The sequence below is a fragment of the Parapedobacter pyrenivorans genome (assembly GCF_014636865.1).
Classification (GTDB): domain Bacteria; phylum Bacteroidota; class Bacteroidia; order Sphingobacteriales; family Sphingobacteriaceae; genus Parapedobacter; species Parapedobacter pyrenivorans.
The window spans coordinates 770860-797635 of sequence record NZ_BMER01000001.1 but is presented as its reverse complement, the minus strand read 5'-3'; the positions used below and the strand labels follow the sequence as shown (position 1 = coordinate 797635).

Genomic DNA, 26776 nt, shown 5'->3' with positions numbered 1-26776 from the left:
AGCCGTAAGTATTTACTTGCGAATTACAACTTAGGACAGAAGAAATGAATAAGATAACCATCATCGGAAGCGGTAACATTGGCCTGTCTTTGGCCAAAGGATTGGTAAATAAGGCTTATTGCCAAGCAGAAGACATTACGTTAACACGGAGGAATCTCAAGCTGCTAAGTGAAGAAGCGGCCGCAGGATTCAAGGTAAGCGACAATAATAATGTGGCTATTTATGATGCAAATGTTATTGTTCTAGCCGTTTTACCTCAACAACTGAAAAGTGTATTGGAAGAGATTGCCCCTACGGTATCGCCAGAAAAGCAACTTGTGGTATCAGTGGTGTCTGGCGTTACCTGTGCAGATGTTCGAGATAAGCTGGGCAATGATATCCAGGTTATCCGCGCCATGCCCAATACCGCTATCGCCATTGGTCAATCCATGACGTGTATCGCATCTGATAATGCATCCGATGAGCAATTTGAGCGGGTGACACAGTTGTTTGAGACGGTTGGGGCGGTGGTCACGATAAACGAGGACCTGATGACGGCAGCAACGGCACTGTGTGCTTGCGGCATCGCTTTTTTTCTACGCAGTATTCGCGCGGCATCTCAGGGCGGCGTGGAAATTGGGTTCCATGCACATGATGCGTTAAAAATGGCGATACAAACGGCCAAGGGCGCCGCTGACCTCTTACTGCAAACCCAAAGCCATCCCGAAGGTGAGATAGACAAGGTGACATCACCTAAAGGCTGTACTATTGCGGGATTGAATGAAATGGAACATAACGGGTTCAGTTCGGCCTTTATCAAAGGGATCAAGTTGTCTGCGCGCAAAGCAGGAGGACTTTATAATGATTGAGAAGCTCATACAGGATAGTACGGACCTGTTGCGTGACCTCATCCGTATTCCTTCTTTCAGTAGGGAGGAAAGCCAGACCGGAGATACGATTGAGCGATTTTTGCAGCAACGAAGCGTCCGTACCTACCGAAAGGTGAATAATGTGTGGGCGTTTAATAAGTTTTTTGATTCAAAAAAGCCTACCATTCTGCTCAATTCCCATCACGACACTGTAAAGCCCAATACTGGCTATACCCGTAATCCCTTTTCGCCCGACATCACCGACAGCAAATTGTATGGACTAGGCAGTAATGATGCAGGTGGGTGTTTAGTGTCCTTAATAGCCACTTTTTTATATTTCTATTCACAGGAAGGGCTCACCTATAATTTATGCATCGCGGCTACAGCAGAGGAAGAAATCTCTGGAATCAACGGATTGGAACTGGTCATTCCCGATTTGGGCCCGTTAGATTTTGCCATTGTGGGAGAGCCGACGCTCATGCAATTGGCCGTTGCCGAACGCGGACTGATGGTATTGGACTGCATAGCCCATGGTAAAGCGGGGCATGCAGCCCGCGAGGAGGGAGATAATGCCATTTACAAAGCACTTAAGGATATCGAATGGTTCATCAGCTATCGTTTTCCTAAAGAATCTGATGAGTTTGGCACCGTCAAGATGAGTGTAACGGTTATCCAAGCCGGATCGCAACACAATGTGGTGCCTGCGACCTGCGAGTTCGTTGTGGATATCCGGGTAACGGATGCATACCGAAATGAGGAAGTTCTTGATATCATCCGCCAACATGTAAGTTGTGAAGTAAAGCCGAGGTCCATGCGGCTTAAACCTTCTTCGATACCTAAAGACCACCCGGTAGTACAAGCCGGCCTTGCACTTGGGCGTACTACGTATGGATCGCCCACTACCAGTGATCAGGCGCTACTCGATATCCCGTCGTTAAAGCTTGGACCAGGTGATTCCGCCCGCTCACACATGGCCGATGAATTTATCCATGTCGATGAAATAGCTGAGGGAATCCGCCTGTATATCGCTATCCTCGACCGTGTGGTAAGAAAGTAGCATTAAGGGAATTTTTTTCATGGTGTGAGTAAGGGTAAGTTGCCTTTGGGTTGTCTTGGTATGAAATCAAGAACAAAAAAATAGTATAATCATGAAAAAAGCAATTCGTTTAATGATCGTAGTAGGTGTAGTTTTAGTAACATTTACAGCGTGCGATAAAGAAAGTGTCGTTTCTGCCGATGGCCTACCAAAGGATGCACAGACTTACATCACCCAACATTTCCCCGATCAAGAAGTCCTTCAAGTTGTAAAAGAGCGTGACGATTTGAAAACCAGTTATGATGTGTACCTCAGCGAAGGGTTTAACCTTGATTTTGACAAAAAAGGTAAAATACTCGGTGTCGAGGGTTCCAGTAAATTACCGGATAGTGTGGTGCCTGAGAAGATCTTGGCGTATGTCGTTGCCAATTATCCTGATTTTTTTATTCTCGACTGGGAGCTGGACGACCGTGGCCAGGAAGTGAAACTCTCCAATGGTATGGATTTGAAGTTTGATAAGAACGGCAATTTCCTTCGGATAGACTGATGATCGACGCGTAACTTTCTCTTTCTCCAGGCGTCCAAATGGAAAAGAGATTGTTATGCTTATTACAACAACACCACAGGTAGAAGGAAAGAAGATTGTACGGTATATTGGCTTGGTCAGCGGTGAGACCATTATCGGAGCCAATTTCTTCAGGGATATCTTCGCGGGAATACGTGATATCGTAGGTGGCCGATCGGGCTCATATGAAAAAGTGCTTCGCGAAGCCAAAGAGACGGCCGTTTATGAAATGCAACAGTATGCTGCCACCATGGGAGCGAATGCGGTGGTAGGTGTTGACCTCGATTATGAAACCGTTGGCAGTGGGGGCAGCATGCTTATGGTAACGGCTAGTGGTACAGCAGTGGTCATTGAGTAGATGGCGAATTATAAAATCGCTGCAACCCTTTGATAAAACTTAATTGGCCCGTATCCATATGGTCTAGATAATTGTATATGATGGCGTCTACGTGAAGGTGAGGGATATTCTGGTTTTTGAAAGAGACCGTCAGCTTATGTATGGGATTAAGTGTCCATTCGCTGTTTTCAAGGCTGCCAGCCGTAATCACAATATCCAGCATAGCTTTCGGATCGCTTGAGGCGATTTTTTCCGGCAGTTGATTGAGAAAAAAATCGTGGTACCACAATGTGGGGCTGGCTGCGATTACATTGGAAAAGGTGACCCGTTCTTCCTCTATTTGCTGAAGCAATGCAAATAGGGAGAAGTAGCCACCAAGGGAATGCCCCATTAGTGTTCGTTGAGCCGTATCTACGCGGAGCGTGGTTTCCAGACGGGGTAGTAATTCGTGGGTTATAAAGCGATAGAAATTCAGTCCACCACCTGGTGCCACCATTTCATCGGATTCCAACGGCTTGGGATAGAGAAAATCGCGTACCCGCAGTGAGTCCATCTTTTGAAAGTCGCCATAACCTATGCCCACCAAGATCATCGGGGGTAAAAGTCCTGTTATTTCATATTGACGCAAGAGCGGCGCCAAAGTGGGAAAGTAAAAATCACCGTCTATCACCAGTGTTATGGGATAATGCGTCTCCGCTCTGGTTTCATATTCCTTGGGTAGCTGTACACTTACGGTAAATGTATCACCCACGGCCTCGGAATAAAAATCTATGGTTTCTATTTCGCTGTAATTTGAGGTGTGGTTAAGTTGGGCGGTGCCCATAAGTGAAGATAGGATAAGTGTTAAAAACGCCAAAATGCTTTTCATGATTTATTGATTATGTAAGGCCAAAAATAATCGCCTAACCAACAGCCATGTAAGGATTTAACGTTTTTAACAACTTTTACATTTTTTAACAACAACTTTTCAGCTGACCTACGAAACGATGCATTTGGGCACTATAGCCCAAATGCAATGGATTTGAGATTGAAGCCACCAGTTTCTGCTTTAATGCGTATCACATTTTTGCCCTTGGTCAGTTCCGGAATCTCGATGGGTACAAGCACCCATTCTTCCTCATCTCCAGTCGTCGGAATGGTGATGGGTTGTGCCAATGTTTGACCATCGATGCTCACGTTAATGCGCCCGGTCTCAATTTCACTGGCAACTTGTAACTGTAAACCTGTGATGCCCTCATCTGTTACGGTTACGGAATATTGCAGCCATTCGCCATCTTCAATATGGAAAATGTGATGGCCTAATGAATCCGGTCGGATATCTACCCCATCATTTCGATAGCTGCGGCCACGGTTGCCCTGTGTGTTCAAACCGGGCGTATAGTGGTAGCTAGCTGTATCGGTATCGTAGTAAGCCACCCGTTGTCGGCCGAGATCGAAATTGACGGCTGGTAAGATGGTACCGTTCTCCACTGCATTTTTGCTGAAAGGAAGCGCCTCATATGAGTAGATTTGTCGGAACATCGCATCTACTACGTCTTGGTGAAACGTATTGTTTTCCAGTTTGAGATTTTCCAACCATTCGTTTAATATGCTCAACGCCTCTTCGGGGGAGGGTTTTTCACCTTTTCCCGACCAATAATCCAACAAACGTTCATATCCTTCCGGTTGTTTGATTTCGAGGGGCTGGTTGATGCCCATTTTTTTGTTTTGCCACCAAGCCCAGCCTATGCCATTGGTTTCACATAACGCAATGGCCTCGGTAAACCATGTATTGGAATTTTCGCCAGATTCGCCCAGCCAAAGCGGGATATCATGTTCTTCGCGTAGGTCAAGAAAGCGTTGGATAGCCTCTTGGACATTAGGGTTACCGTATTTGTGAAAGCTCAACACCAGGTTGTCATCCCATTTTGGAAAGATGCCATTGTAGTTGTTGGCGAAGCCGTTGCCCTCCAAGAAGATAATGTGGTTGGCGTCCACCTCACGGATGGCGCGGGTAACATCTACAAGGAATTGCCGCAATGGTGCATTGGATTGTTCTTCCGTGCCGCGGAAGTCGGCCGTATCCTCAAAGCCCCAGTTGGTTTCATTGAGTACATCATAGCCACCGATCCATTCTTCATCGGCATAGCGCTCGGCCAGTCTGCGCCAAAGCGCGATCGTTTTTTCTTGGTTAGCCCTGCTTTCCCAAAACGAAGGTTTGTCGGGGTTGCGGTCGGAAATGTTGAGATCGTTACCCTGTCCGCCGGGAGCGGCGTGAAGATCGAGGATGAGATATACGCGATTGGCTTTACACCAGGCAAGCAAGCTGTCGGTCAGGGCAAAGCCCTTTTCCAACCAGGTGTTTTCACTTCCTACGGGCTCGTCTTCCACAGATAACGTGTACAGGTTATAGTGCATGGGCAGTCGTATGGAGTTGAATCCCCATGCTGCCATGGAATCGATGTCTACTTTCCGCGTGTGATTTGCCAGCCATTGCTGATAGAACCTTTCGGTTTCTTCCGTACTGATGATGTCCTCGATGCTTTCACGTATACGGTATTGCTGTCCGATGAACCCCAACCGAAACATATATCCTTCTTGTAGCATCCAACCGCCGAGACCCATTCCACGGAGAATGATGGTATCACCCGCTCCGTTGACGATATGATGGCCTTGGGCACGAAGGAAATTTTTCTTGGGTGCATTGCATGAAGCAACTAATAGGGCGTTTAGAAAAAGGAAAAGTACAGTTCTCATGGTGAATACGTTGTTAAAGGATAAAGGTCGCTACGGCACCACGCTGGAGCGTTGAGGTAAATTGCTGTTCATTGTTTCTTACACGGAATATTTGTGTTGAATCACTTTCATTCAGTACAATCAGTACAGTCTTACCCGCCGGGGTGTGGAACGCCACGTTGGGGAGACCGGCCAATTCATTGGAGGCAATACGAACCGATCCGGGACGGACGAATTTCGCCGAATGGGCTACGACATAATAGGCTGGATTGCGGGTTATACGGTCGCCGTCGATGGTTATCCCCCCCAAGCAGCGGTCACAGCCACCACGATCTGTATGGGGTTTGTGATCTGGGCCATTGGCCAGGTTCCATTCCAACACCGTACGGCTCCAATTGCGGGTGGCTCCGATGGTAAGTTGCTTGATGTGATTGGGCATGTCCTTTGAAAGGTCACCCGGCGCACCCATCCATTGCTCAGTGAAATGCAGTTCCTTGTCGGGATGCTTTTCATGTACGGTCGAGAGTGCGTCGATGGTACCACCGTACAGGTGGAACGCGGAACCACTGACGTATTTCCTGGTTTCGGGATCATCCAATATGCTGATGGGATAATCGGGTCTGTCGCAGTTGTGGTCATACACGATGATTTTGGTAGCGATGCTTGCCTGCTCAAATGCGGGACCGAGGTGGTTTTTTACAAATTCACCCATTTCTTCAGCAAGCATTAGCAGACTGGGATTATTTCCAGGATGAAGGGGTTCGTTTTGCACGGTAATGGCGTCGATTCGGATACCTTCGGCCTGCATTTGTTGGATATACTTGACGAAGTACTTGGCATAGGCAGGGTAATACTCCGGCTTAAGACTGCCACCACGGGTATCGTGGTTGGTCTTCATCCATTTTGGAGGTGACCATGGAGAGCCCATGATAAGCAAGTTGGGATTGATGGAAAGAATTTCCTTCAAAATTGGGATCACATCCTCGCGATCGGGGCCGAGATCGAACTTCTCCATGCCGGGATCCGTTTCGCCATCGGGCAGGTCGTTATAAGAAAAAGGATAGGCATTCAGGTCGGACGCACCGATACTCACTCGCAGGTAACTGATGCCGATATTATTGGCATCAGTGGCAAAAAGTTCGCGGAGCAGCGCAGTTCGTACATCGGTTGACATCCTAATAAGATGTTGCGCACTTCCACCAGTGAGCGAGAAGCCAAATCCATCAATCGTTTGATAATGATGACTACTGTCGATCTCAATAACGGGTAAATCGCCTTCCGTGTATTTACCTAATGAGATCGCGGTTTGCTTTTCGAACAATGCCGAGCCATCGTGCGTATTGGTAAGCCACCATTCCACAACTGACGATTGGGGTGAATTACAAGCTAACGGCAGTAGTATTGTTGCTACAAATAGGCCAATGCTGAGTTTTTTCAAGATTTTAGAAATCATATGAACCGGTTAATCATGATTAATTCTCAATCAGGCCATACACCCGGACATAATCGACTTCCATGCTAGCGGGAAATGCTTCTTCATCGACCCCTTGCTGACCACCCCAATTGCCACCCACCGCAATATTGATGAGCCAATGGAATTTCTTGTCGAAAGGCCATGCTTTGAATCCCGTCCCTTCATTCGAGAAGCTGAAGAGCTGGACATCATCCACATACCCCCGGATGTAATCGGGCGTCCAGTCCACACGGTAGCGATGGAAATCGGTGGTCGCATTTTGGATTTTCTTGGTTGCGGTTTTCTGGGTCCCGGCGACATGATTATATGCCTCTGTGTGTACACTGATGTGCACGACGTCCTGATCATGTCCTACATGCTCTAAAATGTCGATTTCACCGGATGCAGGCCAGCCGCCATAGGCCCAGTCGGTCGGCAGCATCCACACCGCAGGCCAAGTGCCGCGGCCCGGGGGCACTTTTGCCCGTACTTCGAACCGGCCGTACAGGAAGTCAGCTTTGCCGCGGCTTACGAGCCTAGCCGACGTATAACCAAGTCCGCCATGTTCTTCCTTGATGGCGGTGATGGTCAGTACGCCGTTGGCGACACGCGCATTTTCAAGCCGCTTTTCGGTATAGTATTGCAGCTCGTTGTTGCCCCAACCGTTGTTTTGTGGATCTACATCATAGCCCCATCTGTCATCATCGGGAAGCCCTTCATAATCAAACTCGTCTGCCCATGTTGGAACGCTTGTAAACGTATATTCCTTAGGTTGCGGGGGTTCGGGATCGGGGATATTTGGCGTTCGTGATTCTTTGCCGCAAGCAAGCAGTAATAGCAGCATTAAAAATAGGTTTGTCATGCGATAATTGTTCATGCAACGTGTTTAAAAAACTCAAAGCAAGCCGATACAAAGGGTATCGACTTGCAGGGATTCACTTAATTAGCAGCAGCGCGTAACGTGAATGTCCACCAACCTGAACCACCGATATTAACTCCGAGTTTCAGTATGTCATACCCTTTGCCACCTACATTTTGCTCCATCGCCAGGATGTCATAGGTTACGGAATTGCCGACGGGACCCGTCGGCGTTTCGCCACCGTTATGCGCTTTCTTGATGCCGATATGGGCGCCTTTGCCGGTCAGTACCAGTTGTCCCAGACTATTTACGCCTGCTCCTTCGATGACAGAGAAATTAAATGTCCCCGAATTCCACAGTGTTTGGTCGCCAGACAAGTTGCTAGCGGGTTCGCAGCCCGTCGTTTTTGTCCCCAGGTATCCATCGGCAAAGAAGTCGCCCTTATTATCGTAGATAAACGTTCCCTCAGCATTGAATTGGAAAGTGAACTCGTCATTGAATTCACAGGCGCGTCCGGTTACATCACCGTCTGTACTACTCCACCAATTGCCAGCGTCAGGGCCGGCGTCGCCGACCTTGAACGTGCCTGCTTCCGGATTATAGCGCCACACTTTTTCCGTGCATCCCGCAATAAAGCCCAAGGCACGGTCAGGGTTGCAGGCTGTCGGATCACTCTGCGAGATGGATACCTGTTTGGTGATGGTAGCGGTGCCGCCCGGCGTGACGGCTGTTAAGGTTACATTATACTCCCCCTCAAAAGTGAATCGGGCAGACACGTTGTCACCTTTGAATTTCTGGCCTGTACTCGTTTCCCAGTAGGCGATGGAGGTGCCGGGGGTACTGTTAACGAATACCAACGTATTGGCATCCGCACCTGCCTGAACCTCAAAATCCGGTGTTGGGATGTTTCCTAAGCTGTACTTTTCTTCCCTGCACGCGTGGAAAGAAACAATCGTTATTAGGAGCCCGCCCACGAGCACTTTTAGTGGGCGAGTATAGCTATTTCTGTTCATGGTTGTTTCGATTATGTTCTTACTAAACCGTACTTTATTTATAAGCCTCATGCTGGACTAATTTGGTGTTCAGCAGTTCGTTATATGGAATTGGCAGGATTTCATGTTTGCCGGCCACGAAGCCTTTGCCTCCCAGTGCAGCCGGAGCCTGTCCTGACCTCACCAAGTCATACCAACGGTGGCCCTCGGTAGCCAGCTCTTTGCGGCGTTCGAGAAAGATGTTGTCCAGTGTAGCTGTTATCGGTGGCAGCCCGACCCGGTCACGCACAGCGTTGAGTAGTTCGTAAGCGCGGGTTCCAGCACCACCGCCCTGACCGCTTTCGATAAGTGCTTCCGACTCCATGAGATAGGTATCGGCAAGGCGCATCTCGATATAATTCTGTGGATAATTTAGTTCGCGGACGCCTGTAGTAGCTGCAAATTCCACCAAAGGCGCAAATTTTTGGATAAAATATCCGGTATTCATGTAGCCCTTTTCATATTGGGCCAGCCCGGCGTCCTCTAAACTATCCACATCGGCAATTGTTGCTTTAAATCGGGGATCATAATGCATCAAGTCATATAGTTCTTCCGTAATGGGACAAAAACTCCAACCGGAGTAATAACTTGGGCCACTATAACCTCGCGGACCGAACATCACGGTAGCGACATTGCCATAAAATTGACCCCAGGCACCCCAGTCAAGCGCCCCAACCGCCGAATGCACGATCTCGAGTATCGATTCGGAGTGGAATTTATTGTCTGGCCGAAAAATGTCTTCGAAGTTATCCAGCAATTTATAGCCATATTGGCTGGTGCCCCCCGGTGTGCCGTTCACTTCCGCGAACTGCGCTGCGGCATCATTCCATTTTTTCTGGTAAACATACACTTTGCCCAACAATGCCTGTGCTGCCCCCTTGGTAATCCGGCCCCCTTCAGTGGCTGTAGGGACCGTAGGCGGTAAAGCCGCGATCGCATCTTTAAGGTCCTGCTCGATTTGGGCGTACACCACTTCAGGTGCGACCTGTGTCTGTTCGCGCATATTGTCGGTAGTCAGCGGCTCGGTGTAGAAAGGGATGTTGCGGAATAGTCTTACCAAATCAAAATAGTAGTAACCCCGCAAGAATTTTGCTTCAGCGATGTAACGTGCTTTCAGCGCATCACTAAGGCCGGGGATTCCTTCCTCAACTTTTTTGATAAAGATATTGGCACGTGAGACTCCGGTGAAGTTCCGATCCCAATAATCTTCTTGTGGTCCTATCGACTCGTTAAGTGTATAGTTGCTCCACCGCTGCCAAGTCTCCATGTCATTGGGACCACCACCACCGGCCACATGATCATCGGACGCCGCATTCAACGCACCAAAATTCAGGTACGAGACCGCGGTCTGCCAACCAATAGGATCATATACCGAAACCAAGCCAGCAAACGCTTCATTTGGATTGCTGTAATAGGTGTCCTCCATCAACGTCCCTTTAGGGTCCGGATTGAGAAATTCTTTGGAGCATGAGCCAGTGATTAATGCTGCTGAGCCCAAAGCCGTGAAATATAACTGAAATGTCTTTTTCATAATATCAATGCTTCAATTTTACAACGTTAAATTAAGGCCAAACAGGAATGAACGAGCCTGTGGGTAGACGCCGGTATCTATCCCCCATACGTCTGACCCCCCACCAACTTCTGGATCGTATCCTGTATACTTGGTGAACGTGAATAGATTATTGCTGCTTGCATAGGCCCGGATTTTGCGGAGGCCGATTTTCCCAGTGAGCGATGTGGGTAACGTATAGCCCAGTTGCAGGGTCTTGATCCGCAGGTATGAACCGTCTTCAAGGTAGAAATCGGAGGGTTTCGAATAGTTTTGATTCGGATCGGCCAACGTTGCACGTGGGCGTTCGTTGGTACTGCCTTCGCCTGTCCACCGTCCCAGTGCTTTGTTATGCCAGTTGGCGTTACCGATATCCAAGCGCCTTAATCCCTGGAAGATCTTATTTCCACTTGCGCCTTGGCCGAAAATCAATAAATCGAAATTTTTATACGACGCATTGATACTCAATCCATACGTTAAGGTTGGGATGGGGGTACCGAGAAATGTCCGATCATCGGCATTGATGGAACCGTTGCCATCCAGATCTGCCCATTTAAAGTCTCCCGGTACGGCATTGGGCTGTACTCGGTTACCCTCAGGTCCAACATAGGCATCGATATCAGCCTGGTTTTGGAAGATACCGAGGATTTGATAACCATAAAACGAATTATAGGCTTGGCCCGGGGCGGTACGTTGTAACCCGTGGACGAAGTTCTGTATGCCGCCGGCACCATCCTCGATAAACGCGATATCTTCTCCGAGGTATGTGACGTTGTTGGTTGTATATGAAATATTCCCGTTTGCACCCAAGTTGAAGTCACCGAATGCCTTTCGGTAACCCAGCTCGAATTCCACACCCGTAGACTCCAGGTCAGCGAGGTTGGCGGTCGGTGTCCCTAAACCGGTGTATCCAGGAATTGCAACAGGGCGAAGGATGCCAGAGGTTTTTTTCTCGAACCAATCGAATGTAAATGTCCAATTCTGAAATAGTGCTGCATCCAAGCCGATATCAAGCTGACTGGTTTCCTCCCAGGCTAGCGTAGGGTTTGCCGGTGCGTTGGGACTGGCGCCAATAAACATATTGTCTACACCAAAAATGTAATTACGACCGCCACCCATGCCAATGGTAGGTACAAATAAGAAGTTACCAATGTTGTCATTTCCTACTACCCCATATGATGCTCTTATTTTCAGGTTATTCACGATATTGTTGGGCGCCCAGAATTCTTCATTAGTTACTACCCAACCAACTGAAGCAGAAGGAAAAATACCATATTTCCGATCGGCACCGAAACGCGACGAGCCATCTTGCCGAATAATTCCAGTAAATAAGTATTTTTCCTTATAGTCATACACGACACGGCCGAACAATGAAGAGACGTTGTGTGTAATGCCATCATAAGCACTTGATATGCGGTCTGCTGTCGGTACCGAGAGATTAAATGTGGCCTCGTCAAAATTGCTGGCAGCGATATTGTTATAGGTAATGAAGACACCGCTCGTTAGGTTTTCAAAATAAGCCCCTTGGCCAAGCAATACGGTAAAGTTGTGGTCGTCGATTTGCTTGGTATAAGAAATGGTGTTTTCGAGGTTCCAGTTGAAGCCTTGTTCACGTCCTCTATTGAAAGCGGTAGTTGAACGATTTTGGGCCGCGTTGAGGTAATATATGCCGTCGAAGCTTTCATTGCCCCACCATGCCAGCTTAGCGCCCACGGTCGAGCGGATACGTAAGCCCTTAATTGGTTCGATTTCGGCAAAAACGTTGCCCACAATATTATGCGACCATCCATAATTCCCAAGCCTTGTATCCAAGTAAGCCAATGGGTTGGTCATTTCCTGAGCCACATTCTGCGATATCCCATATGGATTGCCATTCGCATCACGCACAACCGGCTGGTTACTGTACGGAGGCTGGTTTAGTAAATCCGCGTCGGTCATGACGACTGGCGTAAGGGGGTCCAGGTTAATCGCAGAACTCAAGGGCCCACCGAATTCGCTGTTTGTTGCCAATGAACCTTGATTTTTGATATACGAGTAGCCGAGGTTTTCGCCCAAGCGTAACCAGCTTTTTACCTTGTGATCCGAGTTAATACGGATATTGTAACGATTGTAATTTGAAATTTCCGGCGTTACGACACCTTCTTGCCCGAAATAACCAAATGACGTATAGAAGGTGGATTTTTCGGTCCCACCACTGATGCTCAGTTCGTGATTTTGAATAGGAGAATTGTTGTCGAAAATCGTGCTTTGCCAATCAGTGCCAACGCCGAGAGACGATGGGTTTGGAAATACGATGTTTCCCCCGTCGTTGAGTGCGGATTCATTGCGGATCGTGGCGTATTCGGTAGCATTGAGGAGGTTGAGCTTTTTGGCAGGCGCCTGTGTACCGTAATAGCCGTTGTAGCTGATTGCCATATCGCCAGCTTTGCCTTTCTTGGTAGTGATCAAAATCACACCAGCGGCTGCCCGCGTGCCGTAAATCGCTGCTGAAGCTGCATCTTTTAATACATCGAAGGATTCGATATCTGATGTATTGAGGTAGTCGATACCGCCGGCGTCTACTACTACACCGTCTACGACATACAGCGGTGTATTGTTATTGGTGGTTGTTATCCCCCTCACCAAGATGGACGCACCGGAACCCGGTGCACCCGAGTTTGTGGTAATCGTTACGCCTGAGGTCCGACCTTGGAGTGCGGTCTCCAACCGGCCCACAACTTGGTTTTCGATATCCGAAGCCTTTACGCTGGTAATGGCTCCCGTAACCACACTTTTCTTTTGTGTTCCATAGCCAATCACCACAACTTCTTCCAAGGTACTGAGATCATCTTCCAAAGCTACATCGACAGTGCCACTTGTACTAACTACGATATTTTGCGTAGCCATACCCAACTGCTGGAAAACCAATGTGGAACCTGACTCGGCCACGGTAATCACATAATTGCCCGCATCGTCTGTGCTGGTCGCGGTGCTCGTTCCTTGCACGGTAACGGTTACACCCGGCAAGGGCCTTCCATCGGCTGCTGCCGTAACTTTACCCCTCACCTGAAGGGTCTGCGCAGCAAGCGCAGATGACGAAAAGCACATACACAGCATCATGAATGCATGTAGAATTCTTTCTTTCATAATAACTGAATTATTAATAGGGTTAAAAAAATTGGTTCAATACATTTCGCACATCAAGGGCGAAAAGCATGAGACAAATCTATGGAACGAGATTTGGATTTCGGATTTTTCCATGTTCTACAACACCCCTACAATACCGATGAAACGGCTGGTATTTTCAAAAATTAGACCTACAATACCACTACAATGCTGAGTTATTGTTCTGATTCATAAGTGTTTGATTTTTTGAAGCCGCCGGAGAGATTCAAGGTTGTTTTTCGGTAACAGCGATATGCAATAAAAACTCGTAGAGATTCTGTTCTGGATCCAATCTAAGTTTTTTGCGTAAACGGTATCTTCCTACTTCCACGGCCTTAATCGTGATATTCATCAACTGCGCGATTTCTTTAGAGGATAGGTTCATGCGCAGGAAGGCGCATAATTTGAGCTCATTGGGTGTCAACTCGGGATAGTGGTCTTTGAGACCTGTGAAGAAACCTTCATTCACGTGATTGAAGTGCAAGCTGAATTGCTCCCAATCTTCGTCGGTACGTTCGGCATTGCGGATGAGTCGAATCAATTGCCTGAAGTTGATGGTGCTATCGCTGAAATCATGTTTCTTTACCACGGATAGTATGGTTTCCTTGATTTTGGCGAGTACTTCGCCTCGTTGGATAAGGTGCATGGTCATATTGGCTAACTCCTTATTTTTGAACATGATTTCTGTTTCCAGCTTTTCATTTTTGAGTCGTACAACCTCTTTTTCACTTCGATCGAGTTCCAGCTGGTTTAAGTACAACTCGCGTTCATGTTTTTGCTGCAACTTCCTTTTCTGCCATTTAAACAGTAGGAAAATGAGGAAGCAGATGAGTATGGCATAGATCGTATAACTCAGTGGATTGGCATACCAGGGTGGAGAAATGACAAATGGATAGTTGCTGATCGCAGATTCGTTGCCTTTGCTATTCCTTGATTTCACTTTAAAGACGTAATCGCCGGGGGGAAGGTTGGTATATTCCTTTTCACTCCGGTTATTCCATAGTGACCATGCCTTGTCAAACCCTTCCAGCACATAGCTGAATTCCACATTTTCTTGCTGGTCGTATAGCGTCGTGGAAAAGGAAAAATGAAATGAATTGGATTGGTAGTCCAGTATGGGCGAGGTAAGTTTGGTAGTTTTATGGCCTCCATATAAGGTTTTTTCCTGCTTGTCGCTATCTATCACCTTTACAAGACTAAGTAATACATCCGGTTTGCTGATTCCTTCTTTGTATCGTTTGAAATTAAGATGTATCGCGCCCTTATTGGCGCCGATGAAGATATTCTCATCATTTAACGGATAGATGGTTTCGAAACCACCAAGCACTTTACCATTCAATTCAGGAAAATAAGTGATGGAAAAGGGAACATCACCATTTGGAAGGTTAAAATCGGCAATCCCCAATTTTTTATGACTGATAAACCAAACATTGCCGTTATCATCTTCTTTAAGGTACTGGATTTCCAGGCCTTTGAATTGCTTATAAAATAAAGACGACGGGACAAATCGGTCTGTTGCCGTGTCATATTCATAGATGCCATCGTTGGTGGCTATTGTGATTTTATTCTTGATGAAGAAGAGATAATTATAGAGGGTGGATGGAAGCCCATTTTGCTCGGTGTACGTTTTTTGTTTGACGACGGTACGGTTATCTTGCGATAGGTGAAGTTTGAAAATTCCCCGGTAGGGATGCGATGCCCAGATGGTATGGTCGTGATCGTCATAATAGATAAATCGTAACGACTCGTAGGGGCCATCGATACGACCGGCATCACTGAAATTATGATGGTCGAAGGTAAGATGTTGCAGGCCTAGGTAGGTGCCCGCAATAAGATGGTGAGTGGGAAATACCCTTGATAAAGGTTGATATAGCCAGGTACCGGGTATGGTGTAAATCTTCCGTGCGGATTGTGCCACGATCTCAAACCCACCGTCTTCATGCCCCATTAACAGGCGGTTGTTTATTTCACTAAGGCTCCACACCTGGCCCTCGGTGTCGCTTACTTCAGAAAAATCGGCGTTAGAAAGACTGATATCCTTTTGCGTCCTATCAACTACGGATGCATACAATCCATTTGACGTGCCGATGTATAAATGATCGTCAAATAGGCGAATTGCATAACTGCTCGTCGGATTTGTTTTATTGGGATGAATGTATTTTACGGCGCTGTTTACGGCGATGAAATCAATCCCATCATCAAGAGCCAACCATAAGTTTCTATTACGGTCGATGAACACATTCCGGACATTGTTTTTCTGCAGCCCTTCCCCATAGATGTATTGCTGCACCAGCTTATTCGCCCTATCCATGATCAGCACGCCGGCGGATGTTGTCCCGAAAACGAACCAATCCGCATTTACGGGGAGGGCACAATAGATACGGTCCACCGAAAACAGGTCATCCAGAGGCGTTTTTTTCGGCACCAAGGTGTTTCCGGTAAGGTAGAAGAGGCCGCGTTTTAGCGTCGTAACCAAAAGGGTGTCTTGGCTATAGGGCATAATAGCCGTCACGATATTTCCATCAAGTTCAGGGTGGTCGGTCAACGGTTTCCAAAACCCAGCTTCATACCGCAGAATACCCTGATCCATGGCTTGCGCATAAAGTGCGCCCTCCGCTCCACCAAGAAATTGCCATTCCGTATTGGCTTTGTCTACCGTGATTAGGCCATCCTTATAATGAAGTATTTTGGTGTTAGCCCTGAAAAATGCCTCATTACCCACTATGGCGATATCCCACACATCGGCAAATTTGCGTTCTCCGTCGGGGATGAGGCTCACCAAAGAATGATACTGCAGCATACCCGTACTATCGGCTTCGAAATAACCTAATTCATCTTGTCCTCCTACATATATCCGGTTGTTTTTGTCGATAGCTATAGACCTTACAACCGTTGCGTTGGGGAGTGCATGGATGTCCCAATAGCGGCCATTGAAGGTGAGCAACCCTTCGTTGTTGCCAAAGTACATAATGCCATTGGAGTCTTGCGCAATATCCCAATTCTGCAGCCCACCCTTATATTGATTGTTGTTATAGTTAATGATTTGAGGGATTGCCACCCGGTGTTGGGCGAATCCGGCTAATACAGACGTAAGAAAACAAAAGAAAAAGAAGGCTTGTTTCATCGATTTTTTTCCAGTACTCGGCGAGAAATGGCTAGCGTTTTTCCAATAGCAAAGGTAATGATAATTGTATAATTTGTGTATTTTGAGTAAGTTTGTGTCAGATACATTAAAAACAAACAGATTCGCATGGCTCAATATGCATCCCGCTTGTTGTTGGGTTTGCTGGCTGTGCCGCTTATCGTGGCAATGCCCGCCTTCGCCCAAAATGAGGTTCCCATCATCCCTAGGCCTACTCTTGTGGAAATGCATGAAGGGAAGTACGTATTTCCTTCGGTAACATCGATCTATGCATTTGAACCGTTCGTTGATATTGCTACCTTATTGGCCGAACACCCCGTAGCCCGTTTTATGGCGGTCGAGCGCATCAAGTCTTATAAACGTATTCCCGGATCGGGGGTACGGCTTATTCAGGCCCGTGATATGGACCGCCTTGCTGCAGATGCTTACCGCCTGGTGGTGGATACGAGCGGTATCATCATCACGGCACACCAACCTGCGGCTATGCTTAACGGTATACTTACGGTGTTACAACTGGCCTATACACAGTCAGCCGGAGGTGAATTGCCGGCTATGCTAATCGAAGATAGGCCACGGTTTGTCTACCGGGGGCTTCATCTCGATGTTTCGCGGCATTTTTATCCCCTATCGTTCTTGAAGAAGTTCATCGACCTGATGGCACTTTATAAATTCAATACCTTCCATTGGCACCTTACCGACGGAGCGGGCTGGCGGCTGGAAATCAAAAAATATCCTGAACTTACGCAGAAAGCCGCTTGGCGAACCCACGCAGTCTGGAAAGATTGGCAACAGCATGGGCGACGGTATTTGGAAGCGGGAGCTCCCAATGCAAGCGGTGGCTATTATACGCAGGCCGAAGCACGTGAGTTGGTAGCTTATGCGATGCGAAAGGGCATTACCATTATACCCGAGATCGAAATGCCGGGGCATTCGGAAGAGGTGCTTGCGGTTTACCCCCAGTTATCCTGTACCGGTAAACCCTATCACCACGCCGAGTTCTGTATAGGCAATGAGGAGACTTTTCTTTTTCTCACCAATGTACTGGACGAAGTAACCGCTATCTTCCCTTCTGAATATATTCATATCGGTGGCGATGAAGTCAATAAGGAATCCTGGACCTCATGCGCCAAGTGCAAAGCGCGGATGGAAGAAAAAGGGCTGAAGGAAGTCGGCAAACTGCAACATTATGCAGTAGGGCGTATCGACAGTTTTTTGCGATCAAGAGGGAAGAAACTGATCGGATGGGACGAAATACAGGAAGGTGGGCTGCCGCCGGGAGCTACGGTGATGAGTTGGCGGGGAGAAGCAAGGGGTGTTCAAGCAGCAAATGCAGGGCATGACGTCATCATGACGCCAACCTCACATCTTTATTTTGATTATTATCAAAGCGATCCACGTACCCAGCCGGAGGCTATCGGAGGTTACATACCCTTATCTGCTGTATACGCCTACGATCCCATGCCGGCGGGTGTTGCCGCTGACAAGGCCAAGCACATATTAGGTGCGCAGGGAAATGTTTGGACGGAATATATGCCTACCACGGAGCATGTTGAATATATGGTTTTTCCTCGTGCGCTCGCCTTGGCAGAGGTAGTATGGTCAGATACCAAAAATCGCGACTGGGATGATTTTTACAGGCGCTTGCAAGCGCATTATCGGCTGTTACAGCAGCTGAACACCAACTATTACCGACCGTCTTATGGGGTCGATATCGACGTCACTTTCAATCCCGATACGCTGACAAATACCATTTCGTTAGTGACGGAGCAACATCGGCTTGGAATCCGGTACACGACAGACGGGCAGGAGCCCGATGCTAAATCACCGCTGTATACCAAACCTATCGAACTGGCCATGCCCGCCACTATTCAAGCTGCTTATTTTGTTGATTCGGGCCGTGTCGGGCCAATAGCCGTGGCCAAAGCTGATATCCATAGAGCCATTGGGAAGAGCATTGCATATCAAACCCCTTGGGATGCTGCCTATCCGGCACAGCAAGACAGCACACTGTTGAATGGCCAAAAAGGAGGGAAGGGTCCTGATGATGGACAGTGGCAGGGTTTTACAAACAACGTTGATGTGACGGTGGATTTTGAGCGGCGGGAAGCACTGAATACGGTTACGATCCGGTTTCTACAGGATGCCAGTGTCCACGCTTATCAACCCGGAGAAGTGACGGTGTTGCTATCTGACAATGGGAAGAACTTTAGGGAAGTTGGAAGCCTGACCAACGACCTGCCGCCCGAAGAAAAATTCCGCAAGGTAAAAACCTATACGTTCGATTTCGATACGACGCAAACTGCGAGGTATGTTCGAGTTGTGGCCACCAATGCCCAAAATGCACTATTGCTTACGGATGAGGTAGTGGTGTATTGATGGGGATTCCATTTATGGACTCCGGAGGTAGGGATAGAAATTCGCCAATCCAGTATTTGTCTGTGCTAATCCAGTATTTGTATACACGGATAACTATCCATATTCTTGTATCTTGAACCAGTTACTGAAATCAATGATACCATATTCTCCTTTGATGCCTAAAGGCGAGGATTATCCTGTCTATCATAGTGATGTATGTAGATGATTCTTGCCCAATTTGCTAAATAAGATCAAAGTTGACATGAAAAGAGCCTTAAGTTACGGTTTGGTGATCGCCCTCCTTATTTCATTTTTATCCTGCCAGCAGGAGGCGGAGATACGGCCACTTACGCCGGCACCGAACAGCAGCATCGTGATCATCGGTAATTCATTTGCCGAGGGGTTGCAGCGGAGCAATTATTTCGAGACACTGCTGTACCGGAGTTTCCCGGAGCACAACCTCCGGGTGAGGAACCTGGGTTGGAGTGCCGATGAAGTCCGCCTGCGTCCGCGTCCCCTGAATTTCGGCACACTCGACGAGCATCTCCACCAGCAGGGTGCCAACGTGATCATTGCATGCTTCGGCATGAACGAAGCGTTTAAGGGGCTGGATAGCTTGGATGCTTTCAAGGAAGACCTGCGCGGTCTGCTTTCGGGCATGCAGGCGCACAGCTATGATGGCAAGACCCCTCCCCAGGTCATTCTGGTGTCGCCGATCGCGCATGAAAAGCTTGGAGGCTTCCTTCCCGACCCCACTGAGCACAATAGGAATCTGAAGGCTTACACCCGCGGTATGCGGGAGGTGGCCCGGTCGCTGGATATTCCCTTTATCGACCTGTATGCCCCTACCAAGAAACTGATGGAAGCGGGGGATGATTCGTTGACAACGAACGGCATCCACCTGAATGATAGTGGATACCGGATTGTGAGCGGCCTGATGGCCGAAATGCTGGATCTACCGCTAACCAGTTGGCCTGAAGATTCGCATGTGGCCGCGTTGAAAGAACTGGTGGCCACGAAGAACAGGCATTTCTTTTACCGGCACAAGGCCCAAAACGGTGAATACATCTACGGTCGGCGTCGCGAATGGGCGGGCGGTGGGTCGCTGCCCACCGAGCTGCAGGACATCGACCGGATGGTTGTCCGCCTCGATAGTATGATTTGGGCGAACGCTAGTGAGGGTGCGGCGGTGGACTGGGATAACGTCAAGAAGATCATCGATTCCGAAGCGGATGAAGGAAAACAGGCCCGTACGCTTACCACAGCGAAGGACTTGGAGATTGCCAAATCGCAGTTCGTGTTGCAGGAAGGCTATGAGATCGAGCTCTTTGCTTCCGAACTGGACTTCCCGCTGGCTAACCCGGTATCGATTACGTTCGACGCCCAGGGCAGGCTGTGGGCGGCCACCATGCCGGCATACCCGCATTACACACCCGGAAATCCACCCAATGACAAGATCATTGTACTGGAAGATACCGATGGCGACGGCAGGGCCGACACGCACACCGTGTTTGCCGACAGCCTTTACTTGCCACTCGGCTTCGAGCTGGGTGACGGTGGGGTATACCTTACCCAGGCGCCGGACTTTGTGTTCCTGAAAGATACCGACGGTGACGGCCATGCCGACACACGGCAGACACTGCTCTCGGGTTTCGGAACGGAGGATTCCCATCATACACTCAATACGTATGAATGGGGACCCGACGGGGCACTGTACATGCACATGGGAACCTTCCTGCACACCCAGGTGGAGACGCCATACGGACCACGCCGGGGTGCTTACGGCAATACCTGGCGGTATGAACCGCGAACAATGAAATTTGACGAATACATCTCTTATCCGTACGCCAATCCCTGGGGCAATGTGTTCACCCGTGACGGAACGCACCTCATTGCCGATGTGTCTACGGGAATGAACTACTTCGCCCCGCCGCTCACGGTGGCCATTGACTACCCGAAGAAGCATATGGGCATGAAAGACTTCCTGACCACGTCATCCAAGCCGAAGACATGCGGCATTGAAATCATATCGAGCCGGGCCTTCCCTGACAGCGCACAGGGCAATGTACTGTTCAATACATTCATTGGTTTCCAGGGCATCCGGCAGCACAAGGTATTGGAAGAGGGGAGTGGCATCGTGGCTCATGAGATCACACCGCTGTTGCAGTCTAAAGATCCCAATTTCCGTCCGGTTGACCTGCAGTTTGGTCCAGACGGTGCGCTGTACGTGGTGGATTGGTATGATCCGATTATCCAGCATGGTGAGCAGGCATTCCGCGATCCGTTGCGGGACCATACGCGTGGCCGTATCTGGCGGATCACCCATAAGGATAAGCCCACATTGGCGCCGGTCGACCTAAGCCGCATGGGCATCGACGGACTACTTGACCAACTCAAAACCCCAGAGGACCGTACGCGTTACCGCGCGAGGCGGCAACTGCGCGAGTTCGCGGCCGATGAGGTGCTCCCCGCTGTGAAGGATTGGATTGCCGGTCTGAACACCAAGGAACCGGAAGTAGAACAGCATCGGCTGGAGGGCCTTTGGGTCTACCAGCAATTCAACGTAGTTAACAAAGGGCTTCTGGACGAACTGCTGGCCAGTAAAGACCATCATGTCCGTGCGGCGGCCACGCGCGTGTTGCGATACTGGTCGGACGGGATCAGCGACTTCCACGACAGGCTCGTCGCCATGTCTGAAGACCCCTCGCCCCGGGTACGGCTGGAGGCGATTGCGGCATTAAGTCATTTCGAAACGGAAGGAACGGTGAGGGCGCTGCTCGCGGCGACCGAATTGCCCGTAGACGATTACATCGGTTATGCACTGGGAGAATCCTTCAAACACCTGAAGCCGGTGTGGATGGAGATGTTCAGGAAAGACAAGCGCTTCCTGGCCGATGAGCCAGAGAAGGCGTATGCGTTGCTTCGGCCACTTGCCTCCGCAAAAGAATTGCAGGTGCCGGGCTTCATCACTGACGACCCCGGTCATGGCAAATATGGTGTCGATCCGCTATCCGCGGGCGACTTCGAGCAACTGGAAGGCGCGGTTGCCGTGGAGCGGTTTCACGATAACAACCGGGATATCCTGGAGCCGCAGTCAGCGGTCGACCAAGCTGCAGCCAAAAAGCCCGAACAGGAACTGGGGGAAGTTGTGCTACACCTCAAGGCTTTGCCCGGCAAAATGGCCTTCGATCAGGAAGTGCTTACCGTTTCAGCAGGCAAATCGGTATCGTTGCTATTCGACAACAGCGACCAGATGCCACACAACATCGTGGTGGTGAAGCCGGGGGATACAGAAAAGGTGGGTACAGCTGCCGATGGCATGGCCAGCCTGGCGGATGGCTACGAAAAGCAGTTCGTGCCCGATATGCCGGAGGTGCTCTTTGCCACGCCGCTGGTCAATGCTGGAGAGACGTATCAATTGGATTTCGAGGCGCCGGATGCTCCGGGGGATTACCCGTTTATCTGCACCTTCCCCGGCCATTGGCGGATCATGCAGGGTATCTTAAAAGTACAATAAATACTGCTGTCAACCGCGTACATCAATAAGTTGTCGGTAGCTCCGGGCGATATATTGGTGTATTCCTGGGAGCTATAGCCCGAGCTAAAAAACCAAATTGATTCATTAATTGATTTACGGATAACGGTTAGTTAATCTGAGTGAAATAGTATTGCAAAAAAAATTAACTATGCGATACCTATTTACACTTTTTTTTGTTGCGTTGTTTTTCTTGCCCGGCGTTGCACAGCAAAGTGGCGTGATTTCAGGGCGGGTTATCGACCATGCAACTCGGCTATCATTGCCCGGTGCCACACTTCGAATTACCACAAACAACCGCTACACGATTTCTACACAGACGGGCGACTATGAATTTCTGGGTATACCGGCCGGTACTTATGAAGTAGCTGTGAATTATCTTGGGTATCGTACGCAAACGGCTACGGTAACGGTACAATCTGGACAGAACACGGAGTTGGGCTTTGCTTTGGAAGCAGGTGGTACCGAACTTGGCGAAGTGGTAGTCATGGGCGATCGCTTGCGGGGGCAGGCCGCCGCACTGAACCAGCAGAAAAACAATCCCAATATTACGAACGTAATCAGTGCTGATCAAGTGGGGCGTTTTCCTGATGCCAATATCGGTGACGCACTGAAACGGGTACCCGGAATTACCATGCAGAATGATCAGGGCGAAGCACGCAACATCATTGTGCGTGGTTTGGCACCGTCCTTAAATTCAGTGACGCTGAACGGCGACCGTATTCCTTCAGCAGAAGGTGATAACCGAAACGTACAGATGGACCTGATTCCTGCAGATATGATCCAAACCATCGTCGTGAATAAAACACTGACGCCGGATATGGATGCCGATGCGATAGGAGGATCGGTGAATTTGGTGACAAGAGCCGCCCCCAACGGCCAACGGATATCAGCCACGATCGGTGGTGGCTATAATCCCATTCGCGAGAAAGCTGCCTATACCGGTGCATTTGTATACGGCAATCGATTTGCCAATAATAATGTCGGCATGGTACTCAGCGGTTCGTACAACGACAACGACTATGGTTCCGATAATGTAGAAGCAGTATGGGCTGAAGATGATTTTGGGAATGTGTATATTGAAGAACAGGACATCCGCAAATACGATGTACGTCGTACCAGACGGAGCGTGGCCGCGGCATTCGATTTTCAATTGAACCCCAGTCATTCGTTGTATATCAATGCCATGTACAATTGGCGTGATGATTGGGAAAACCGATTTCGTTGGAATGCAAAGGATCTGATACCCACTTATGATGCGAACGATAACATCGTTGGCTATCAAGGTGCGATGTCATTGGAAACCAAAGGTGGTATTAATACCAACCGGGTAAAACAACGGCGGTTGGAAGAGCAACGCGTGCAAAATTATAGCCTGGGAGGTAACCATCTTTTTGGGCCATCGCTGGATATGGATTGGTCCGCCAACTTCGCCAGGGCGAGCGAATATCGACCCAACGAGCGGTACGTTGAATATGAAATCCCATTTGATGAAGATGAGCCAGAAGAGGAACCCGGTATCGCCTTCCATAGCAATTTTGGCCCAACGAGACGACCTTTACTTACCTATGTAAATAATCCGGCGTTGGCTGATTATGACTTTGATAAAGTAACTGAACAAAACGAGAAGACGGTGGAGGAGGAGTTCGGTGCTAAATTGAATTTCCGAGTACCCTTGAACGTGGTGTCCGGTCAGAAAGGTCGTCTGCGATTTGGTGGCAGGGTACGTCTGAAATCCAAAGACCGGAACAATACCTTCTACGAGTATACACCGATTGGTAACATCAATTTCGACCTCGACCAGATTCCTGTCAACGATCTGCGCGGAATGCGATGGAATCCGGATGATAAATATGCCATCGGTATCCTCCCATCGAGGGATTTCCTGAGTGGGCTGCCGTTGACGGATGCTGCGCAGTTTGAGCCAGAAGCTGACCCTACTGAGTACCTAGCGGCAAACTACCACGCGAAAGAAAACATTGTGGCGGGGTACTTACGTTGGGACCAGGACTTTAGTAATAAGCTATCGATGATCCTAGGTGCTCGCGTTGAACGAACCGGGATTACTTATACGGGCAACATCATCGAAAATGAAGAAGACCTGGAAGGCCAACGCAAGGTGGAGAATAGCTATGTAAATATACTGCCTAACTTAAGTTTCAAGTATAATCCATCTGCCAACTTGGTGCTTCATGCGGCATTTACCACAGGCATCGCCCGGCCAAATTATTATGCCCTGGCGCCTTATGTTGATTCGCGTCCGAGCGATGACGAGCTGTTTGCGGGGAATCCCGATCTTGCTGCATCCTATGCTTGGAATTTTGATTTGATGGGTGAGTATTATTTCCGTTCGATTGGCCTGGTGTCTGGTGGTACTTTCTACAAAAGCATTGATGATTTCATTTACAACAAGCGGGACGAACAATATACAACTGAAAAATTCGGCCGGGATTTCGCAGACCTCAGCAACCCCATTCCCGCCGGAGCAAACTGGACATTTGTACAAGCCCAGAATGGCGAGAATGTACAGGTGTATGGATTCGAACTGGCTTTCCAACGGCAATTGGACTTTTTCTCGAATAAATTCCTGAAGGGTTTCGGTTTGTATGTCAACTATACGTTTACCGAATCGAGTGCAAAAGGAATCACCAACGAAGATGGAGAAGAGCGCACAGGGCTAAGTTTACCCGGTACTGCCCCTCACATGCTCAATGCATCAATTTCTTGGGAGAATCAACGCTTCAGTGCACGGTTATCACTCAATTATGCGGCCGCCTACTTGGATGAACTCGGGGGCAATGCTTTTGAGGATCGTTACTATGACCAGCAAACGTTTCTGGACGCGAATGCATCTTATCGCATTACCAAAAACCTGCGTTTGTTCGGAGAGGCAAATAACCTCACGAACCAGCCCTTGCGCTATTATCAAGGAATTGCTTCACGTACTATGCAAATGGAATACTATCGCCCACGGTACAATTTGGGCTTAAAATTGGACTTGTGATTAAAACCAAACAATTTATCTTTATTAACAAAATGAATCTGATATGAGGAGAATAATCGGACTGACGGGTACGGCATTAGTCGCCTTAAGTTGCAACGAGGGGCTGGCTCCCGTTCGAGCAGATGCACTGAAACCAATTGTAATTACACAACCGACACCCCACGATACTGACGACCCAGCTATTTGGATCAATCCGATTGATTCATCCAAAAGTCTCATTGTAGGCACGGATAAGGATAGTGACGGTGGTTTGTTCGCTTACGATCTGGATGGAAACATTGTTAACAAAGTAACAGGCCTAAAGCGTCCAAACAATGTAGACATTGCCTACGGTCTACAGTATGGTGATGCGTTAATCGATGTTGCTGTATTGACTGAACGAGAAAATAATCAAATCAGGATATTCCGTTTGCCAGATTTGACCGCGATCGATAACGGAGGAATCCCCGTGTTTGAAGGAGAGGAAGAAAAGGCACCCATGGGAATCGCGTTATATACGCGGAAAGCAGATTCGGCCATTTTTGCAATTGTGGGAAGAAAATCAGGGCCACAGGATGGATACCTCTGGCAATATCGGTTGGACGGATCAACAGGAACGGCAACCGCTACGGTGGTCCGCCGGTTTGGAAAATATAGCGGAAAGAAGGAAATAGAAGCCATCGCCGTGGACAATGAGCTTGGATATGTCTATTATTCGGACGAGGGGGTTGGTGTAAGGAAATACCACGCTGACCCCGATGCGGGAAACGACGGCGAGCTGGCACTATTCGCTCAGGGCGCGGTAAAAGATGACCACGAAGGCATAGCCATTTATAAAAGCAGTGATAGTACCGGCTACATCCTGGTGTCAAATCAGCAAGCCAATACGTTTATCGTGTATCCACGTGAAGGCTTTCAGGGTAAGCCGCACCAACACGAGCTGCTTGCCGAGGTGCCCGTATCCACTGTCGAATGTGACGGTGCAGATGTGACGGCAGTCAATTTGGGAGGCCTTTATCCCAAAGGGCTGTTTGTGGCCATGAGCAACGGCATGACGTTTCACTACTACAACTGGCAGGATTTCCAAAGCTGGATAGACGCGGGAAAATATTAATCGCTCATTTTGCGATTACCTTGTTGCTGTTTTTGTGTTTGGAACTGTTGTTTTCCAGAAAATCCTTTCTGACTATTGTCTTTTTGACACAAACGGACTTTATAATTTTT

Annotated in this window: 16 protein-coding genes; 8 read left to right on the top strand and 8 right to left on the bottom strand. The window is 48.6% G+C overall.

The annotated features are described in order from the left end of the window. Nucleotides 1-44: 44 nt before the first annotated feature. The 4 genes from proC (at nt 45) to IEV98_RS02980 (ending at nt 2807) form a co-directional block, all read left to right on the top strand. Nucleotides 45-848: a pyrroline-5-carboxylate reductase gene (proC, locus tag IEV98_RS02995; protein WP_188504440.1), complete on the top strand. Its 804-nt coding sequence runs from the start codon at nt 45-47 to the stop codon at nt 846-848. Continuing rightward, nucleotides 841-1905 carry a M20 family metallo-hydrolase gene (locus tag IEV98_RS02990; protein WP_188504439.1) on the top strand — a complete coding sequence of 355 codons (1065 nt, stop codon included), beginning with the start codon at nt 841-843 and terminating at the stop codon, nt 1903-1905. The genes proC and IEV98_RS02990 overlap by 8 nt, the downstream gene beginning before the upstream one ends. 91 nt (nt 1906-1996) lie before the next feature. Then, nucleotides 1997-2431, top strand: coding sequence for a PepSY-like domain-containing protein (locus IEV98_RS02985; protein WP_188504438.1), 435 nt, complete (start codon nt 1997-1999; stop codon nt 2429-2431). A gap of 55 nt (nt 2432-2486) precedes the next feature. Then, complete coding sequence (locus tag IEV98_RS02980; protein WP_188504437.1) at nt 2487-2807, top strand: heavy metal-binding domain-containing protein; 321 nt, start codon at nt 2487-2489, stop codon at nt 2805-2807. On the opposite strand, the gene IEV98_RS02975 is transcribed toward IEV98_RS02980, so the two are convergent. The 8 genes from IEV98_RS02975 to IEV98_RS02940 all read right to left on the bottom strand — a co-directional run bounded on the left by IEV98_RS02975 (nt 2797) and on the right by IEV98_RS02940 (nt 16661). Next, nucleotides 2797-3654 carry an alpha/beta hydrolase gene (locus tag IEV98_RS02975; RefSeq protein ID WP_188504436.1) on the bottom strand — a complete coding sequence of 286 codons (858 nt, stop codon included), beginning with the start codon at nt 3652-3654 and terminating at the stop codon, nt 2797-2799. The two genes, IEV98_RS02980 and IEV98_RS02975, sit on opposite strands and share 11 nt — an antisense overlap. Nucleotides 3655-3785: 131 nt before the next feature. Next, entirely contained in the window at nt 3786-5522 is a 1737-nt protein-coding gene (locus tag IEV98_RS02970) for a cellulase family glycosylhydrolase (protein WP_188504435.1), read from the bottom strand. A 13-nt stretch (nt 5523-5535) separates the two neighbouring features. Further along, on the bottom strand, nt 5536-6954 hold the full coding sequence (locus tag IEV98_RS02965; protein WP_188504434.1) for a glycoside hydrolase family 30 protein: 1419 nt from the start codon (nt 6952-6954) through the stop codon (nt 5536-5538). A 19-nt stretch (nt 6955-6973) separates the two neighbouring features. Next, complete coding sequence (locus IEV98_RS02960; RefSeq protein ID WP_188504433.1) at nt 6974-7831, bottom strand: glycoside hydrolase family 16 protein; 858 nt, start codon at nt 7829-7831, stop codon at nt 6974-6976. 62 nt (nt 7832-7893) lie between these two features. Further along, entirely contained in the window at nt 7894-8826 is a 933-nt protein-coding gene (locus IEV98_RS02955) for a PKD domain-containing protein (RefSeq protein ID WP_188504432.1), read from the bottom strand. 34 nt (nt 8827-8860) lie between these two features. After that, complete coding sequence (locus IEV98_RS02950; protein ID WP_188504431.1) at nt 8861-10375, bottom strand: RagB/SusD family nutrient uptake outer membrane protein; 1515 nt, start codon at nt 10373-10375, stop codon at nt 8861-8863. An 18-nt stretch (nt 10376-10393) separates the two neighbouring features. Then, nucleotides 10394-13519 (bottom strand): SusC/RagA family TonB-linked outer membrane protein, encoded by a 3126-nt coding sequence (locus IEV98_RS02945; RefSeq protein ID WP_229738539.1) that lies wholly within the window; start codon nt 13517-13519, stop codon nt 10394-10396. Nucleotides 13520-13763: 244 nt separating this feature from the next. Next, nucleotides 13764-16661, bottom strand: a complete 2898-nt coding sequence (locus tag IEV98_RS02940; RefSeq protein WP_188504430.1) for a ligand-binding sensor domain-containing protein — start codon at nt 16659-16661, stop codon at nt 13764-13766. A gap of 126 nt (nt 16662-16787) precedes the next feature. Here IEV98_RS02940 and IEV98_RS02935 point away from each other — a divergent pair, with 126 nt between their 5' ends. The 4 genes from IEV98_RS02935 to IEV98_RS02920 all read left to right on the top strand — a co-directional run bounded on the left by IEV98_RS02935 (nt 16788) and on the right by IEV98_RS02920 (nt 26666). After that, complete coding sequence (locus tag IEV98_RS02935) at nt 16788-19055, top strand: glycoside hydrolase family 20 protein (protein ID WP_188504429.1); 2268 nt, start codon at nt 16788-16790, stop codon at nt 19053-19055. Between the two features lie 241 nt (nt 19056-19296). Further along, a complete protein-coding gene (locus IEV98_RS02930) occupies nt 19297-22551 on the top strand; it encodes a PVC-type heme-binding CxxCH protein (RefSeq protein WP_188504428.1) in 3255 nt (1084 codons plus the stop codon). 169 nt (nt 22552-22720) lie between these two features. After that, on the top strand, nt 22721-25573 hold the full coding sequence (locus IEV98_RS02925) for a TonB-dependent receptor (RefSeq protein ID WP_188504427.1): 2853 nt from the start codon (nt 22721-22723) through the stop codon (nt 25571-25573). Between the two features lie 43 nt (nt 25574-25616). Beyond that, nucleotides 25617-26666: a phytase gene (locus IEV98_RS02920; protein ID WP_188504426.1), complete on the top strand. Its 1050-nt coding sequence runs from the start codon at nt 25617-25619 to the stop codon at nt 26664-26666. Nucleotides 26667-26776 lie beyond the last annotated feature (110 nt).

What these genes read in the sequence shown, in the direction of transcription:
- proC (WP_188504440.1), top strand. Translation starts at nt 45, where the DNA reads ATGAATAAGATAACCATCATCGGAAGCGGTAACATTGGCCTGTCTTTG.
- IEV98_RS02990 (WP_188504439.1), top strand. Translation starts at nt 841, where the DNA reads ATGATTGAGAAGCTCATACAGGATAGTACGGACCTGTTGCGTGACCTC.
- IEV98_RS02985 (WP_188504438.1), top strand. Translation starts at nt 1,997, where the DNA reads ATGAAAAAAGCAATTCGTTTAATGATCGTAGTAGGTGTAGTTTTAGTA.
- IEV98_RS02980 (WP_188504437.1), top strand. Translation starts at nt 2,487, where the DNA reads ATGCTTATTACAACAACACCACAGGTAGAAGGAAAGAAGATTGTACGG.
- IEV98_RS02975 (WP_188504436.1), bottom strand. Translation starts at nt 3,654, where the DNA reads ATGAAAAGCATTTTGGCGTTTTTAACACTTATCCTATCTTCACTTATG.
- IEV98_RS02970 (WP_188504435.1), bottom strand. Translation starts at nt 5,522, where the DNA reads ATGAGAACTGTACTTTTCCTTTTTCTAAACGCCCTATTAGTTGCTTCA.
- IEV98_RS02965 (WP_188504434.1), bottom strand. Translation starts at nt 6,954, where the DNA reads ATGATTTCTAAAATCTTGAAAAAACTCAGCATTGGCCTATTTGTAGCA.
- IEV98_RS02960 (WP_188504433.1), bottom strand. Translation starts at nt 7,831, where the DNA reads ATGAACAATTATCGCATGACAAACCTATTTTTAATGCTGCTATTACTG.
- IEV98_RS02955 (WP_188504432.1), bottom strand. Translation starts at nt 8,826, where the DNA reads ATGAACAGAAATAGCTATACTCGCCCACTAAAAGTGCTCGTGGGCGGG.
- IEV98_RS02950 (WP_188504431.1), bottom strand. Translation starts at nt 10,375, where the DNA reads ATGAAAAAGACATTTCAGTTATATTTCACGGCTTTGGGCTCAGCAGCA.
- IEV98_RS02945 (WP_229738539.1), bottom strand. Translation starts at nt 13,519, where the DNA reads ATGAAAGAAAGAATTCTACATGCATTCATGATGCTGTGTATGTGCTTT.
- IEV98_RS02940 (WP_188504430.1), bottom strand. Translation starts at nt 16,661, where the DNA reads ATGAAACAAGCCTTCTTTTTCTTTTGTTTTCTTACGTCTGTATTAGCC.
- IEV98_RS02935 (WP_188504429.1), top strand. Translation starts at nt 16,788, where the DNA reads ATGGCTCAATATGCATCCCGCTTGTTGTTGGGTTTGCTGGCTGTGCCG.
- IEV98_RS02930 (WP_188504428.1), top strand. Translation starts at nt 19,297, where the DNA reads ATGAAAAGAGCCTTAAGTTACGGTTTGGTGATCGCCCTCCTTATTTCA.
- IEV98_RS02925 (WP_188504427.1), top strand. Translation starts at nt 22,721, where the DNA reads ATGCGATACCTATTTACACTTTTTTTTGTTGCGTTGTTTTTCTTGCCC.
- IEV98_RS02920 (WP_188504426.1), top strand. Translation starts at nt 25,617, where the DNA reads ATGAGGAGAATAATCGGACTGACGGGTACGGCATTAGTCGCCTTAAGT.